The sequence below is a fragment of the Methylobacter sp. S3L5C genome, assembly GCF_022788635.1.
Lineage (GTDB): Bacteria > Pseudomonadota > Gammaproteobacteria > Methylococcales > Methylomonadaceae > Methylobacter_C.
Window position 1 is genome coordinate 3,832,496 of the sequence record NZ_CP076024.1, and the last position, 16,282, is coordinate 3,848,777.

General features: G+C 43.0%; 14 protein-coding genes. 8 read left to right on the forward strand and 6 right to left on the reverse strand.

Translation table 11 applies throughout. The features are described 5' to 3' along the window. The first annotated feature begins 5 nt into the window (after nucleotides 1–5). From KKZ03_RS17370 to KKZ03_RS17395, 6 genes are all read left to right on the forward strand, one after another. Nucleotides 6–764, forward strand: a complete 759-nt coding sequence (locus KKZ03_RS17370) for a Crp/Fnr family transcriptional regulator (RefSeq protein WP_243218044.1) — start codon at nucleotides 6–8, stop codon at nucleotides 762–764. Between the two features lie 108 nt (nucleotides 765–872). After that, nucleotides 873–4,451, forward strand: a complete 3,579-nt coding sequence (locus KKZ03_RS17375; RefSeq protein ID WP_243218045.1) for a PAS domain S-box protein — start codon at nucleotides 873–875, stop codon at nucleotides 4,449–4,451. After that, on the forward strand, nucleotides 4,448–5,284 hold the full coding sequence (locus KKZ03_RS17380) for a response regulator (protein WP_243218046.1): 837 nt from the start codon (nucleotides 4,448–4,450) through the stop codon (nucleotides 5,282–5,284). Before KKZ03_RS17375 ends, KKZ03_RS17380 begins: the two co-directional genes overlap by 4 nt. 494 nt (nucleotides 5,285–5,778) lie before the next feature. Beyond that, a complete protein-coding gene (locus KKZ03_RS17385) occupies nucleotides 5,779–6,261 on the forward strand; it encodes a Spy/CpxP family protein refolding chaperone (protein WP_243218047.1) in 483 nt (160 codons plus the stop codon). Between the two features lie 84 nt (nucleotides 6,262–6,345). Beyond that, nucleotides 6,346–6,669 carry a hypothetical protein gene (locus tag KKZ03_RS17390; RefSeq protein WP_243218048.1) on the forward strand — a complete coding sequence of 108 codons (324 nt, stop codon included), beginning with the start codon at nucleotides 6,346–6,348 and terminating at the stop codon, nucleotides 6,667–6,669. 196 nt (nucleotides 6,670–6,865) lie between these two features. After that, nucleotides 6,866–9,025, forward strand: coding sequence for a zeta toxin family protein (locus KKZ03_RS17395; protein WP_243218049.1), 2,160 nt, complete (start codon nucleotides 6,866–6,868; stop codon nucleotides 9,023–9,025). A gap of 35 nt (nucleotides 9,026–9,060) precedes the next feature. Here the strand turns inward: KKZ03_RS17395 and KKZ03_RS17400 are convergent, their stop codons facing one another. From KKZ03_RS17400 to KKZ03_RS17410, 3 genes are all read right to left on the reverse strand, one after another. Continuing rightward, on the reverse strand, nucleotides 9,061–9,435 hold the full coding sequence (locus tag KKZ03_RS17400; RefSeq protein WP_243218050.1) for a VOC family protein: 375 nt from the start codon (nucleotides 9,433–9,435) through the stop codon (nucleotides 9,061–9,063). Between the two features lie 159 nt (nucleotides 9,436–9,594). Continuing rightward, complete coding sequence (locus KKZ03_RS17405) at nucleotides 9,595–10,467, reverse strand: transglutaminase family protein (RefSeq protein WP_243218051.1); 873 nt, start codon at nucleotides 10,465–10,467, stop codon at nucleotides 9,595–9,597. A 346-nt stretch (nucleotides 10,468–10,813) separates the two neighbouring features. Beyond that, nucleotides 10,814–11,092 (reverse strand): Lpp/OprI family alanine-zipper lipoprotein, encoded by a 279-nt coding sequence (locus KKZ03_RS17410; protein ID WP_243218052.1) that lies wholly within the window; start codon nucleotides 11,090–11,092, stop codon nucleotides 10,814–10,816. Nucleotides 11,093–11,542: 450 nt separating this feature from the next. Between KKZ03_RS17410 and coaD the strand changes: the two genes are divergently transcribed. Both coaD and KKZ03_RS17420 read left to right on the forward strand, forming a co-directional pair. Then, nucleotides 11,543–12,022 (forward strand): pantetheine-phosphate adenylyltransferase, encoded by a 480-nt coding sequence (coaD, locus tag KKZ03_RS17415; RefSeq protein WP_243218053.1) that lies wholly within the window; start codon nucleotides 11,543–11,545, stop codon nucleotides 12,020–12,022. An 8-nt stretch (nucleotides 12,023–12,030) separates the two neighbouring features. Further along, nucleotides 12,031–12,276, forward strand: a complete 246-nt coding sequence (locus KKZ03_RS17420) for a YfhL family 4Fe-4S dicluster ferredoxin (RefSeq protein ID WP_243218054.1) — start codon at nucleotides 12,031–12,033, stop codon at nucleotides 12,274–12,276. A 323-nt stretch (nucleotides 12,277–12,599) separates the two neighbouring features. Here the strand turns inward: KKZ03_RS17420 and thrC are convergent, their stop codons facing one another. From thrC to alaC, 3 genes are all read right to left on the reverse strand, one after another. Continuing rightward, nucleotides 12,600–13,679 carry a threonine synthase gene (gene thrC, locus KKZ03_RS17425; protein ID WP_243218055.1) on the reverse strand — a complete coding sequence of 360 codons (1,080 nt, stop codon included), beginning with the start codon at nucleotides 13,677–13,679 and terminating at the stop codon, nucleotides 12,600–12,602. A gap of 9 nt (nucleotides 13,680–13,688) precedes the next feature. Further along, on the reverse strand, nucleotides 13,689–14,999 hold the full coding sequence (locus KKZ03_RS17430; RefSeq protein ID WP_243218056.1) for a homoserine dehydrogenase: 1,311 nt from the start codon (nucleotides 14,997–14,999) through the stop codon (nucleotides 13,689–13,691). A 67-nt stretch (nucleotides 15,000–15,066) separates the two neighbouring features. Beyond that, nucleotides 15,067–16,263, reverse strand: coding sequence for an alanine transaminase (gene alaC / locus KKZ03_RS17435; protein WP_243218057.1), 1,197 nt, complete (start codon nucleotides 16,261–16,263; stop codon nucleotides 15,067–15,069). Nucleotides 16,264–16,282: the final 19 nt, after the last annotated feature.

Below are 16,282 nucleotides of genomic sequence, written 5' to 3' on the forward strand. Positions count from 1 at the left end.
GTCGCATGATTAAAAATAATATAAAAATAGTCTCAAGTATACAGTCGCAATCGCAGACCCCTGATCAAAACCATCTTCTTGCTGCCCTACCCGCAGAAATACTTGAACGTATAAGCAAGCAACTGGAACTTATCTTGTTGCCCCTCGGTAAGGTTATTTACGAATCCAGCGATCAACTGCAATATGTCTATTTTCCGACTACTGCCATCATCTCTCTGCACTACGTTATGGAAAACGGCGCGTCGGCGGAAATCGCCGGCGTGGGCAATGAAGGTGTACTGGGAATTTCAGTGTTTATGGGCGGCAATAGCACACTCAGTCGTGCCACCGTTCAAACTGCGGGTTACAGCTTTCGACTGAAAGAAAAACTTATGATGGAGGAATTTAACCATTACGGCATATTTCAGCATTTAATGCTGCGTTATACCCAAGCCTTAATCACCCAGATATCCCAAACTGCAGTCTGTAATCGGCATCATTCCATAGGGCAACAACTATGTCGTTGGCTATTGTTAACGATCGACCGATTGCCCTCACAAGAATTGACCATGACACAAGAACTGATTGCCACCATGCTCGGTGTTCGCCGAGAAGGCATCACGGAAGCCGCCGGGGATTTACAGCGCTCGGGGTTTATTAGTTACCGCCGTGGCCACATCACGGTACTTGACCGATTCGGATTAGAGTCAAATACTTGTGAATGCTACGATGCCGTCAAAAAAGAATTTCATCGTCTGCTTTGTTATAACGAAGTCAGGCGCTAATCCCATTAGTTTTCCTCTGCAATTATCGGTCTTGGCCTTATTTGCTTGCAGACGACTAACCATTTGTATAAAGATAAACCATGTCGGAAAAATTTTCATTTTACGCTTATGAATGACACTACAGGTACAGCACAGAATAAATATTGCTCGAAAGCAACGCTTAAAATTGGTGCTTCGTTCATTACCGCAATGCTACTGATTGCATTGGTATTAGCAACAACATTCTGGGCTTTCAGACAAATAGAAACAGCGGCTAAAGCACGAAATTACACCGACAATATCATTGAGCAGGCAAATCTGTTAATGTCGGCATTAAAAGATGCAGAAACGGGACAACGCGGCTATTCACTGACCGGTAACGAAGTCTTTTTAGAGCCTTATTTGACCGCTCATGATAATATTCCCGTCCATTTAAGTGCATTAAATTCACTAACATTAACCAGCACTGCACAAAAACACCAGGAGGCACTGCCGACATTAGTGGAGGCAAAGTTGGCGGCCTTATCTCAAATCATTGAATTACGGCGCCAGAATGATATAACAGGCATGCTGGCAATTATCAATGGTGGCCGTGGCAAACAGTTAATGGATTCAATTCGTACCGAGATTGGTAGCCTTATCAAGATAGAGGAAGGTACGCTGGCTCAGCGTGAAATAGAATTCCAGACCAATATGCGCCATCTGTTTGCCATCATTGTTACTGCCAGTCTTTTTACTTTGCTGTTTACACTTTGGTTCGCCTTGTTAATCTATCGCGAAGCACAGCATCGCCTTAAGGCTTTAGTACATCTCGAAACACAGCATTCACTGGAAATCCAGGAGGCAATGAATAGCCAACTGCAGCAAGCCAATGCAACCTTGCAAGCCAGCGAGGAAAAGCTTGCCGTTACGCTTTTTTCTATTGGCGATGCAGTAATAGCCACCGATGCCGAAGCCCGTATCACACTGCTGAATCCTCTTGCCGAACAACTGACCGGTTGGACACTCGCACAAGCTACCGGGCTCAAGATAGCCGATGTTTTCCACATTATCAACAAAGAAACCCGTCAACTAGCGGCTATCCCGGTAACGGAAACCTTGGTGCATGGCACCATACAAGGCTTGGCTAACCACACCGTTCTGATTTCACGTGATAAAACCGAATACGATATCTCCGACAGTTGTGCGCCTATTCGAGACCGGAACGATCAGGTAATCGGAGCCGTACTGGTATTTCGCAATGTTACTGAAGAATACGCGGCTCAGCAGGCCTTACTTGACAGTACGACGGTAATCCAGGCGATACTCAATACCGTGGTCGATGGAATCATAACCCTTAATGCTGCCAGCGGCCTGATTGAAACTGTTAATCAGGCTGCCGAGCAATTTTTTGGCTATAGTGCAGGGGAACTTGTTGGCCAAGAATTCAGCCTGTTGATTCCCGAACTTGATCAAGATCAGCATAGAAATATAAGCAGTTCCCTAGACTACTATAGTATTAGCGATGAGTCTCGCGCCATCGCCTTAGGACGTGAAGTTGTTGGCAGGCATAAAAATGGCAGCAATTTCCCGATGGAGATGGCGGTAAGTGAGATGTGGCTAGGTGGTCAGCGACACTTTACCGGTATCTTGCGGGATATCACTGCACGCAAGCAGGCTAAAGAAGCACTGCTCAAGGCCAGTGCCTTACAGAGTGCGATTTTCAACAGTGCCAATTTCTCAAGTATCGCCACTGATGCAAAGGGCGTCATTCAAATATTTAATGTTGGCGCAGAACACATGCTGGGTTATACAGCTGACGATGTGATAAACAAAATCACCCCGGCTGATATTTCCGATCCGAATGAAGTAATTGCACGTGCCGAAGCATTAAGCCTTGAACTTGGAACCGCCATTGCACCAGGCTTTGAAGCACTGGTATTTAAAGCCTCGCGAGGTATCGAAGACATTTATGAGCTGACCTATATTCGTCAAGATGGCAGTCGCTTCCCTGCGATCGTCTCAATCACAGCGCTGCGTGATGACCGGAACAGCATTATTGGCTACCTGCTGATCGGCACTGACAATACTGCTAGAAAACAGGTTGAAGCCGAGCAAAAGCGTCTCGATCAACGTCTACGAGATCAACAGTTTTACACTCGCTCTTTGATTGAAGCCAATATCGACGCCATCATAACTACCGATTTGTCCGGCATCATTACCGATGTTAACAAGCAAATGGAAGTGCTGACCGGTTGTACGCGAGATGAACTGATCGGTGCCCCGTTCAAGAATCATTTTACTGAACCGGAAAGGGCCGAAACCGCTATTAAGCTTGTGCTTAGCAAAAAGAAACTCACCAACTATGAACTCACCGCTTGTGCCTTGAGTGGCAAAGAAACGGTAGTTTCCTACAATGCGACAACTTTTTATGATCGCGATGGAAATCTGGAGGGGGTATTTGCCGCAGCTCGTGATATTACCGAACGTAAACGCCTGGATCAGGTTCTCCATGACAAGAACATTGAACTGGAAAGCGCCAAATCTTTAGCCGAAAAAGCCAACCTGGCAAAATCAGATTTTCTATCCAGTATGAGTCATGAGTTGCGCACACCACTCAATGCCATCCTCGGCTTCGCTCAATTACTCGAAGTCGGCTCACCGCCACCAACTGATGTCCAGATTGTCAGGCTACACCAGATTATTAAAGCAGGCTGGTATCTACTGGATTTGATTAACGAAATTCTTGATCTCGCGTTAATCGAGTCAGGCAAGCTATCATTGTCGCTGGAACCGGTGTCGCTGACGACTATCATGCAAGAGTGCCAAGCCATGATGGAGCCACAAGCACAACAGCGTGATATCAAACTGACTTTTCTGACATTCGATGACACCTGGTTTGCCTATGCCGATCAAACCAGAGCAAAGCAGGTTCTGATCAATCTGCTTTCCAATGCCATCAAATACAACCGAGCACATGGAACGATTGAAGTGAAATGCACGGCAAGCGCTTCAGATCGCATACGTATCAGCGTTAAAGATAGCGGTTTTGGCTTAGCTTCGGAACAACTGGCGCAGCTGTTTCAGCCGTTTAATCGTCTTGGACAAGAATCCGGCACTGAGCAAGGCACCGGTATCGGACTGGTGGTAACCAAACAATTGGTTGAACTAATGGGCGGCTCCATCGGTGTAGAAAGTATCGTTGGGGTAGGTAGCGAGTTCTGGATAGAGCTACTGAAGGATATCACGCCGCAGCTTGATGCAGGTCATACACTGGCCATAGAATTAATGCCTAAAGCCTGGGGAAATTCGGCACAACGCACCTTGCTCTATGTAGAAGACAATCCCGCCAACCTGATGCTGGTTGAGCAAATAATTGAGCATCACCCGAATCTACGCATGTTGAGCGCATGTGATGGTAATATAGGTGTAGCTCTTGCACGCGCCCACCTTCCCGATGTAATCGTGATGGATATTAATTTGCCCGGAATTAGTGGCATCCAGGCACTGAAAATTTTACGTGAAGATCCGGCTACCTTGCATATTCCCGTTCTTGCTCTTAGCGCTAATGCGATGCTCCGTGATGTTGAAAAAGGACTGGAAGCGGGGTTTTTTCGATATCTCACCAAACCTATCAAGGTTAATGAATTTATCAATGCCTTGGACGATGCTCTGAATTTTTCTAAACCAGGATTGCTTGATACCAATGAAACCGAACAAACATCATGATTAGCACACAAGATATTCTTAATGCCAGCATTCTGATCGTTGATGATCAGCAAGCCAATGTGCAACTGCTCGCAGAAATGCTGCGTGAGGCAGACTATCGTTGCATTGCGTCGACAACTAACCCCTATGAAGTTTGTGCATTGCATCAAAAAGACCATTACGATCTCATTATTCTTGATTTACAGATGCCTGGTATGGATGGTTTTGAGGTAATGGAAGCCCTTAAGGAATCAGAAACAGATGGCTATGTGCCTATATTGGTGATTACTGCACAACCGAATCACAAATTACGGGCATTGACTTCTGGTGCAAAAGATTTTGTCAGTAAACCATTTGATTTGATTGAAGTACAAACACGCATTCATAATATGCTGGAAGTACGATTGCTGTACAAGCAACTGGAACATAACAACGAAATCTTGGAACAAACGGTGTTGGAACGGACTGCAGAGCTACATCAAAGCGAAGCACGTTTTCGTCGCCTGACCGAACTGTCATCAGACTGGTATTGGGAGCAGGATACAGACGGACATTTTACCAAGATTTTCGGCCCGGTACTTGAAATGCTTGGAATCAAGGTCGATGATGAACTAGGTAACATAAGAGATGATCACGGTGCATGCTGGAATGAAGGCGAACGGGAAATACTGGAAGCCAAACTCGCTGGCAGGCGACCTTTTCTGGATTTTGTCTACAGCCGTATCAAACCCGATGGCTCACAGCAATATTTAATGGTCAGCGGTGAGCCAATATTCGACTCCTCTGGTGGATTTACCTGCTACCGTGGCGTTGGTAAGGACGTAACCGATACCATGCGTTCCAACTATGCATAAGCTGCGAATAAGTAAAAGTTAATACTCTAAAAAAATAAACACCTTCTCCTGTGTATACAGATCCTGCTTTATAGTCTTTGACGGAGTTAAAACGCCAATAATCAATACCTCGTATATTTTTCAGCCTCCTTGGCTGATGTAAATAAACCTTACCTTCCCCTATAGATCCTCATACAAATAATTCTGATGCTCATACAGATGCCATTCATTTAAGGGATGGTATCTTGTAAGCCTCAGGCGATGTCAATTGGAAAATTAATTTCTGAAAGAGCCTATGTTCGTTAACGCACGGTCTGTAGTCAGCTTTTCGCCTATTCTGTTTCAAAGTTTACAAACTTACCTTGATACTTCGCTTTGATTGAAGTGACAAACAGGTCTTTAACCTCACTTCTTTTATAGGTAAGCCCTGGAAGGCTAAGTAATGTATGGCATCTGATCGTTAATCAAATTCTGATCAATTTAGTCCTTTTTAATACACTATTGGAAATTTATTCATGAAATACCTTAAATTAACCAACAATCAATTTATGCACATAAGCGCACGTCTCGTTACCTCTGCGACTCTGGTTGCGACTCTGGCTTTTGCACCGGGATTGACCTTTGCTGTGACTGCCGCCGATAAAGATGTTCACGAAGATCGCACAGAATTGCGCATCAAAGATATGCATACCAAGCTAAAGATTACGCCAACACAGGAAGAACAGTGGGCAAAGGTCACACAGACAATGCTTGATGATGCAAAAATTATGGATGCCCTTACTCAAGCCAGAGTCGATCATGCTGAGGACAGGAATGCTATCGATGATCTTAAATCCTACGGAGAGATTGTTGAAGCTCATGCCGACGGTATCAAAAAATTAACCCCTGTTTTTGCTGATCTCTATGCCAGCATGTCCGACGTACAGAAAAAAGAAGCGGATACCTTCTTCCGCAAGGGTGACCACAAGAATAGTGACAAGAAGTCTGTTGGCAAATAATGATGAATACCGTGATATCCCTATCAGGCATGTTCAGCCTTAGGTTCGTAATCACATCAAGTATTCCAGAAAAGGAAAGTCAATATGAAAACTTTAATACAGAAAACCGGATTTTACAGATCAATTGCCAATAAGGTACTGATCGGACTAATCTTTGCATCACTAATTAGCCTTTTATCGCCGTCGACAGCATTTGCTGATCGTGATAAAGGCCATCGGCGAAGTCACCAAGGATCCTATGGTAATCGTGGCAAGCATAACTCGCGTGGCAAGCATAATAATAGGGGATACCGATCCGGATATAACTATAACTACGCGCAACCTGTTTACGTGCCGCCACCTGTATATTACGCACCGCAACAATCACCAGGCATAAACTTATTTTTGCCGCTAAACCTTCATCGGTAAATACATTAACAAAGGAAGCTCATCGCTGACATATGATGGGCTTTACTTTTCCTGTTTTAAGTCATTTAAATACCCCTATAAATAGTAACGCCATAAGCTTTAATATTCCTGCCTATAGAAAACTACCCGCTTTAGTTAACAATTGTTCAGTTACAATGACATCAAAATTAGAATCGATGCTCGGAAGGCTGAAAATATGACTAAAAGCACTGTTCCTGGAGTTGCAGGCTACAAGCAACTGAAAAAATTGCGTACCGCATTGGCGATTTATCAGGGTTTACAACTATTACCCACTCTGCTGCAAGAGGCTGAAGGAACAGTATCGCATGATCAAACAAAGCGCGTTACTTATCTGACGGAACTTTTTTCGCGCATTCACCGGGAAATTTTTCAGGATTGGAAAGAACAACCTACTGTTTGCCATCGCCCAGGCACTATGCTTGATGCGGATAAAAGAAAAGAATTTCGTGAAACCATAGAATGCCTGGTTTTAGATGACGACGGGAATCTGGATACGGCAATTTTTGATAATAATGGCTTCGTTATCAAAACGGAAGATATAGCTGAAAGACTGGCTACTTTTTACCAAAAAATGCGCGGTGTAAGACCCTTCACTTATGGAAACAGATTAACACTTGATTTGTTTTTAACCATGCTGGGTAAATTGCCGGCAATCAAAAGTGTTTATGAACAGGGCATAGATTTCAGACGAATTGAAGCCTGTGACGCGGCCGCCTTGCATAATCCTGATAGTACCCTCAGAGAAATCACACAAGCCTTCGAACATGCACTTGATCCGACCCGCTGTAAAAGCCTGCAAAATAAAGCCAACGCTTATGGAAAATGGCCGGAAAACAAGAAATTTGTCTATGGCATTCCTTTTTTGTCACATACAACAAAAACCGGAATAGAATGCCTGGTTGCGGTAAACGGCGGTCTGATACCGATGGATAGCATTAAAAAAGAATACTTTATCGCTGGCAAGCATTTTGCTGATTACCCGCTCTGTGCTGCCGAAAACATGATTGGTTATCTCGCAGGTACAGAAGCCGTACGACACTCTGGAAACTATGAAATTGACGGCATCAGCATGGGTGAAGATGGAGCTGCGCCGCTGTTTTGTCTTGATATTAACATGTTAACCGGATTACGTTCTCCCGGCCATACAGAAGTTTTACAACTACTTAAGCAATGCGAAGGCGATAAAGCCCTGATATTTAATTTAGCGAAAAATGAAGCGCTTAAAGACAAAATGATAACCGCAGCCAATGGTGATTTACGTTTAGAGCGAGCCGTTGAAATAGCCTATGAGCGACTAAGTAAAATTATAAAAAAACTCGATGAAGCGAAAGACAAGCTCTTTAAAGGCAAGATTGCTGATACAAATCCTACGTTGTTTATGGCAATGGGAGGGGCTGGATCAGGAAAAACAGCTGTTGAAGAAATTGCACAAATACAGTGCAGAGATAATTTTGTTATTGCTTCATTGGATGAGTTTCGTAAAAAAAGCGACCTGTACAAAATACTCACTGCCGCCAGCCATCATAGTGACGATTATGTTTATGTAGAACCTTTTGCGAACAGACTACGTGATTTGGTTGCCGATCATGCCAAAAAAAATAATATCAATATTCTCTATGATGGCACCGGTATTCCCTACCAACCACGCTACTCGAACATAATCAACCAATTTAAAGAATACGGTTTTCATACCCAAATAACGGCCGTAGACGCTTTTGTTATTAAACCTCAAGGCCGTGAAAATGAATTAATAAGATCCAACGTTATAACCAGCGTAAAAGAACGTTTTGAAACAACCGCTCGCGCACTGCCTTGGGTGGTTACAGTAGATAAACATATTCGCGCGCCCCGGTCATTTTTGAACGCATTGGAACATGAAGACCTGGACAAGATATCACTGTTTGCCAATGACAGCGAAAAAGACCGGCATTATCTCGTCGCCGAAAGCTTTCCTTTTTCCGTCCAGGATATCAAGGCGCTCCAGAAACACCAAATAGCAGGTACATTAATGACGTACCTGAAACAACTAATCAGGAACCGTGAAGACTCTATTTTAAAAAATCTGGCTCAAGGTGATGAAAATCTGCTTGAAGCACTCATCAATAGAAATACCGTATTTACCGAAAATAACGTGGCTTTTCAAATTTACCCGGGGAAAAATCGCCATCGCGTACTGGTGATTTATAACACACGTCGCATGGTTGACTTTGTTGAAAAAAGACAATTAAACCCTAATGCTTCAGGCGAAGAAGGCTTGTTGCATAAACCTGAATCCCTTGCCTTTCATGTGGATCCTTATACCAAGGATCCCTGGATGACCCGGCTTCAGGATTAATTAATCCTGCATAAAGAATGGCAGAGAGAGATAATTTATACTTGCTCAATAATTTCTACGGTATTACCATCTGGATCCCGGCAAAAAAGTGCTTTTCGTCCCGAAATACTCATCGTATAAATAATACCTGCTTTTTTCAATGCATCTTGAATGGGCTTTAGTGCCAAGGCATTCAAAGCAACATGACGATCACGTCCACCATGTTCAGGCCGTCCCTTTATCGGGTCTGGATTTTGTAACTGAAGTAAATGAATTTGCTGAGCACCCAGTTGAAACCATGCACCAGGAAACCCTAAATCCGGCCTGTCAACTTGCTGTAAATCTAAAACTTTACAGTAAAATACCAGCGAAATATCTAAATCGGCAACAATAAAACTGGCGTGGTTCAGGGAAAGTATGTTCGTTGACATTAATTGAATGATTTATCTTTTTATAGGTAAGAAATTATACCGTCTCAGACTTGATTGTAAATTACATTTTGACTGCAAAATGCTGCGCATAAGGCCACTATCGATAATTAACCTTACTCAATACAGACAGCCTTTAATGTAGCGGCAACATAAATAACCTTAATCAGGAGCGGGAACTACCTCTACAACCACGTTCATCATGGGCGACTGCGGGTTATCGGTTGCCGTGGCTATAAACGAACCGGAGACAGGTGGTACTGATTCGGGATGGCGACTCACAGCCACAGTGATATGATGATTACCAACCAGCAAACCCGAGGTTGAATCAAAGCCTTTCCAACCGGCACCGGGCAGATAAACTTCTGACCAAGCATGAGTTGCACCCTGCCCCTGAGGAAGTGTTGGTGAATATAAATAACCGCTCACAAAACGCGCTGCCAAGCCCAGATAATGGCAAGCTTCAATGAACAGAGTTGCAAAGTCGCGGCAGGACCCGGTACGCTTTGCCAACGTCGTTGCCGGTGTTTGAACTCCGGGTTCCTCGCGCTGCTGGTAAGTGAACCCGGTGGCAATGGCTTTATTGATCCATTCAAGCAGAATATAGGTTTCTACAACTTGGCCAGTGCTCCAAAATTGTCGCAACCATGTATCTAATATTGCATGATCTTGATCAAAGATCACTGACAGATAAGGGCTTAAATCAATACGTTCTGCAACATCGTATTGAAAAGGAAAAAAAACCGCATGCTCCGCTACCAGAAAATCCAACGGTTGATTATCATAATGCTGAATAACAACACAACTACTGATAGAAAGCTGGTTAGTTGGCTCAAGAAAAGTTGCCAATGCTACAGGATTGTCGTACACATCCCGCTGCCATTGCAATTGATGGGCAGGAGAAATAGTTAACTCGGCTGATTCAATACGAACATCATGGCCTTCTCGAGGACGTAACAGTAATTTATGCGGCAATAAGGTTACCGCTTGAGCATATTCGTAAGTGGTTACGTGCTTTATTTGCAGACGGCGCATTTATACAACTCCAATAATAAATAATTTGGTTATTTTTGATATGCATTTTGCCACAATATTCCAAACTACGTAATTTATTACCATCGAGAGTATGAAAAAACTCCCTTACAATGACGTCATGACCGACTTTTTTCAGTGTAAAAGATTATTGATCATTTTGATGAATAATATTTCCATGCCAGCCATGAAAGCCTGTTAAGAAATATCAATAAAGTAAACGGAGAGTTGCGCTTTTCAGCAAAATCAGGATAGGGATTTAAGTTGGACAACAATTATTAAAAATTGACCATAAAAATAGCCCGGTAATTTTCCTGCCGGGCTATTTTTTGTACCGAAATAACGGGTGTTATTTCATCATGGATCGTTTAAACTTTCTGTCTAATTTGTTATTGGCATCTTGAGATAATTGTGCGGCCCGATTAGCCGCTGTCTCTGCCGATTCTGCTTTGGTAGCGGCATCAGCAGAGGTAGCTTGTGCGTTCGCCGCATCAGCTGATGCCTGTTTAACAGAAGTATCCAGACCATCTACCTGTGACTGTAAATTTTCAACGTCGGAAGTCGTTGCACAAGCTCCAAGTAGACTGAAAGCCAAACCAATCATTGCTAATTTCATTACTTTTTTCATATTAATTTTTCCTTACCCAATATAATTACTACTTGGTAGTGTTTTATTTAAATGCACCCAATTTTACTTAAATCAGAGTGACACATTCGCTAAATACTGATTCTGTTGGTGCCTAATAATAACTGGTTAAAACCGATTATTATTAAAGTCATCGCGACCAGCGTTATACACAAGTTGCTACAACTGCATCAAGATTACATGAACAAGATGAAAGAAAGCCTGTAGGTTTGATTAAGATTAGATGAAGACAGGAAAATCTTGTGAGCATTATATATTCCTCATAGAAGCTGATGGCTTACCCATAACGATAATGATTTGGGACACAAAAAGGTCTGGCAATAGTGTTATTATTATTGGTATTACTTCATTAGGCTAAAATTCTAATTAAAGGAGTATGTTAAACCAGTGCCTTGGTATAGAATTAACGAATTTTTTTAAAAGCTATAGACTATGCAAATTATCGCAATTTATCCAGGTACATTTGATCCTGTTACTAATGGACATATTGATATCATTGCCAGAGCATCAAAACTATATCATAAAGTTATTGTTGCTGTGGCAGTCAACAGAGGGAAAACCCCCTTATTTTCACTAGATGAACGCGTTGAACTAGTAAAACTGGTTACTCCCGAATTTTCTAATGTCCAGGTTATTGGTTTTGATAATTTGTTGGTTGATTGTGCCAAACAGCAGGGTGCCAATGTCATTTTAAGAGGTTTGCGTGCAGTGTCCGATTTTGAATATGAATTTCAGTTGGCAGGAATGAATCGACGGCTTGCCCCACAACTGGAAACCATGTTTCTGACGCCTGCTGAACAATATGAATTTATTTCTTCAACCATGATCAGAGAAATTGCACAACTTAAGGGCGATGTGTCCTGTTTCGTCCCTGAGCCTGTACACCAGCGTTTAATAGAAAAATTTAGTTAGGAATTAAGATGGCCCTTATTATTAATGATGAATGCATCAATTGTGATGTCTGTGAACCTGAATGTCCAAATGCCGCCATTTCACAAGGCGAGGACATTTATATTATTGACCCCGAATTATGTACCGAGTGTGTTGGGCACCATGGCTTGCCCCAATGCGTTGAAGTTTGTCCGGTTGATTGCATCGATAAAGATGTCATGCATGTTGAAGACCATGACACGCTATATCAAAAGTATTTAAAGTTGACGCAATAGAATGTTCCGAGAAATAGAATTAGCAGATTTTAAATTCTGTCATTTAAAAGCTGTTATAAATTTTCAGAAACTAAATTTCTAAACACATCGCTGTAAATCCACACAGATAACACCCCTTCAAGGGATCGTATCTGTTGACATCAAAATTATTTATCCGCGAATCTCTCAATAATTTTTACCTTGGATTTTGTTGGTATCTCTGCAACTGCTATCTGGAGAGCCTAAAGTAACTACTTTTGACGATCCAGAGAGCTACTCCAGATTCGATTCTATCTTCTGCCACCCATGGCTACGTAATCCCTGTGATTGGTGGTAAATATTTTTTACAAACAATCCAAAATTGCCCGTTTAACAGCATCCAGACTGGCATCAATGGTTACCGGCTTGGCATCGGCGCATTGTTGCATGGCAATTTCAGGATCTTTAATACCGTTACCGGTTAAAGTACAAACAATTTTGCTGCCTTCAGGGATTTTTCCGGAGACTATATCTTGCAAGGCACCCGCTAATGAAGCCGCTGATGCCGGCTCACAAAACACACCTTCATATTGCGACAACATTTTTTGTGCCGCCAAAATTTGTTCATCACTAAATTTATCAAACCAACCACCAGACTCTTTTTGGGCAGCCCAGGCAAAATCCCAGGATTGTGGATGACCGATGCGTATCGCCGTAGCGACAGTTTCAGGATTATCAATCATCATGCCTGCCACGAAAGGCGCAGCACCAGCAGCTTGATAGCCACACATAATAGGGCGATTACCGCAAACACGATCAGTTGCATATTCGTTATAGCCTTTCCAATAGGCAGTAATATTACCGGCATTACCAACGGGCAGACAGTGATAATCAGGAGCAAAACCCAGTTCATCAACAATTTCAAAAGCGGCAGTTTTTTGGCCTTCAATTCTGAACGGATTAATAGAGTTAACAATAGTAACAGGAGCATGGTTAGCCACTGCTTTAACCAGTGCCATACCTTTATCAAAATTACCGTTAATCTGAATGATAGTCGCGTTGTACATTAAAGTTTGCGCCAGCTTGCCCAGAGCAATTTTACCTTCGGGTATCAATACAAAGGCTTTAATGCCTGCCCGTGCCGCGTAGGCAGCAGCAGAAGCTGAGGTATTACCGGTTGAAGCACAGATAATGGCTTCACTACCGTCTTCTACGGCCTTGGTAACAGCCATGGTCATACCACGGTCTTTAAATGAGCCGGTTGGATTTAAGCCTTCAAACTTGACATAAATTTCAACGTCTTTGCCTATCATTCGGGGGATGTTTTGCAATTGAATCAGCGGCGTTCTGCCTTCATTCAAACTGATAATACGCGTTGTTGCACTGACCGGCAGGCGGTCTCTGTAACGCTCAATTAATCCTGTGTAATGTTTTTGTGTTGTCATGATGTTTATTTATTTTAAAGTTTCCAGGCGAATGCGATTAACTTTTCCGGTAACGGTTTGCAGCGCTTCAATTTTAGCAATCGCTGCATTCATTTCTTTTTCCAGCGTAATTTGCGTCAGCAAAATAATCGGTATGGCAGTTTCATCACCTACCGGTTCTTTTTGGATGATGGCTTCAATACTGATGTGATGATCTGCCAATATTCTGGTGACGTCAGCCAGTACACCCGGTTTATCTTCTGCATTCAGGCGTAAGTAATACGACGTTTTAAAGCGCTCGGAGGACAAGATCGGAATATCGGCCAATGAATCTGCCTGAAAAGCCAGATGCGGCACGCGGTTTTCAGGATCACTGGTTAACGCTCTGACGACATCAATAACATCGGCAACAACGGCTGAGGCAGTCGGTTCTGCACCAGCGCCTGCGCCATAATAAAGAGTCGCACCAACGGCATCACCTTTAACCAACACGGCATTCATCACACCATTGACGTTGGCTATCAATCGGCGCTCGGGAATTAAGGTGGGATGCACTCTTAATTCAATGCCTTCAGAGGTTTTTCTGGCAATACCTAAATGTTTGATTCGATAACCCAATTGTTCAGCGTACTCGACATCAAGACGGGTAATTTGGGTAATACCTTCGGTATAAACTTGATCAAATTGTAAAGGGATACCAAAAGCTATTGAGGCCAAGATAGTCAATTTATGTCCGGCATCAATACCTTCGACATCAAACGTTGGATCAGCTTCCGCATAACCTAGCGCTTGCGCTTCAGCCAGTACGTCATCAAAATCCCGTCCTTTATCGCGCATTTCGGTCAGAATAAAATTACCGGTGCCATTAATTATACCTGCCAGCCATTCAATTTGATTACCGCTCAAGCCTTCACGTATGGCTTTGATGATGGGAATACCGCCGGCAACGGCAGCTTCAAAAGCGACGATAACACCTTTTTCACTGGCTTTGGCAAAAATTTCATTACCGTGTAAAGCGATCAGCGACTTATTGGCCGTGACAACGTACTTACCATTTTCTATGGCTTTTAAGACCATTTCTTTAACAAGCCCTGCACCACCGATCAATTCCAGAACGATGTCAATTTCTGGATCGTTAATAATATCCATAGGATCAGTGCTTAAAATAATGCCTTGGGTATCACAAATCCGTTCCTTGCTTAAATCTTTTGCAGAAGCTCGGGTAACAACTATTTCCCGACCCGCACGGCGGGCGATTTCTGCCGCATTACGTTTTAATACATTGACTGTACCACCACCGACAGTACCCAGTCCTAATACACCTACTTTTACCGGTTTCAAATTAAGCTCCAGTTAAAAAATCGTTCACGTTCCAATTGAATGGGGCAATTTTATCGCCCTTAAGGTTTTACTTGGCTACCTGTTTAATACCGTCTTTTTTCATCATAAGGCGGATACCTCGCACTGCCTGACGTGTCCGGTGTTCATTCTCGATTAAACCAAAACGGACATGATCATCTCCGTACTGACCAAAACCAATTCCTGGGGAAACCGCCACTTTTGCTTCTGCCAGTAATTTTTTACAAAATTCCAGCGACCCCATAGCTTGATAAGCTTCCGGAATTTTTGCCCAGACAAACATGGTGGCTTTAGGTTTTTGAACAGGCCAGCCGGCAGCATTTAAACCCTCGCATAACACATCGCGTCTTTTTCTATAGATCTCGGCGATTTCCTTGACACAGTCTTGTGGGCCTTCCAGGGCAGCAATGGCAGCGATTTGAATCGGCGTAAACGTACCATAATCCAGATAGGATTTAATCTTGGCCAACGCAGTAACCAGCTCTTTGTTACCACACATAAAACCCACGCGCCAACCAGGCATGTTATAACTTTTAGACATGGAGAAAAATTCTACGGCAATGTCTTTCGCGCCTTCAACCTGAAGAATGGAGGGCGCTACATAACCATCAAAAACAATATCCGCATAGGCAATATCCTGTACTACCCAGATATGATGCTCTTTAGCCACGGCGATAATCTTTTCAAAAAAATCCAGATCCACACATTCAGTGGTAGGATTTCCCGGAAAATTAAGAATTAACATTTTGGGTTTGGGCCATGAATCAACAATGGCTTTTTGCAACTCTTCAAAAAAATCGCCGCCCGGAATCATTGGCACATGCCGTAAATCTGCGCCAGCAATTACTACCCCATAAGGATGTATGGGATAAGCCGGATTAGGTACCAGCACAACATCACCAGGCCCCAGTGTTGCCAAAGCCAAATGCGCCAAACCTTCTTTGGAACCAATGGTGACAATCGCTTCGGTTTCAGGATCCAGGTCGACATCAAAACGGATTTTATACCAATTACAGATAGCCTTTCTTAAACGGGGAATCCCTTTGGAAACTGAGTAACGATGCGTATCAGTTCGCAGCGTTGCTTCAACCATTTTATCAACAATATGTTTAGGCGTTGGCTGATCGGGATTACCCATGCCAAAATCAATAATATCCTCTCCCGCCGCTCGGGCTTTAGCTTTTAGCTCGTTAACAATGTTAAAAACGTAAGGGGGTAAACGACTTATTCTATGAAATTCTTCCATTAACAGCTCTTGAGCGACC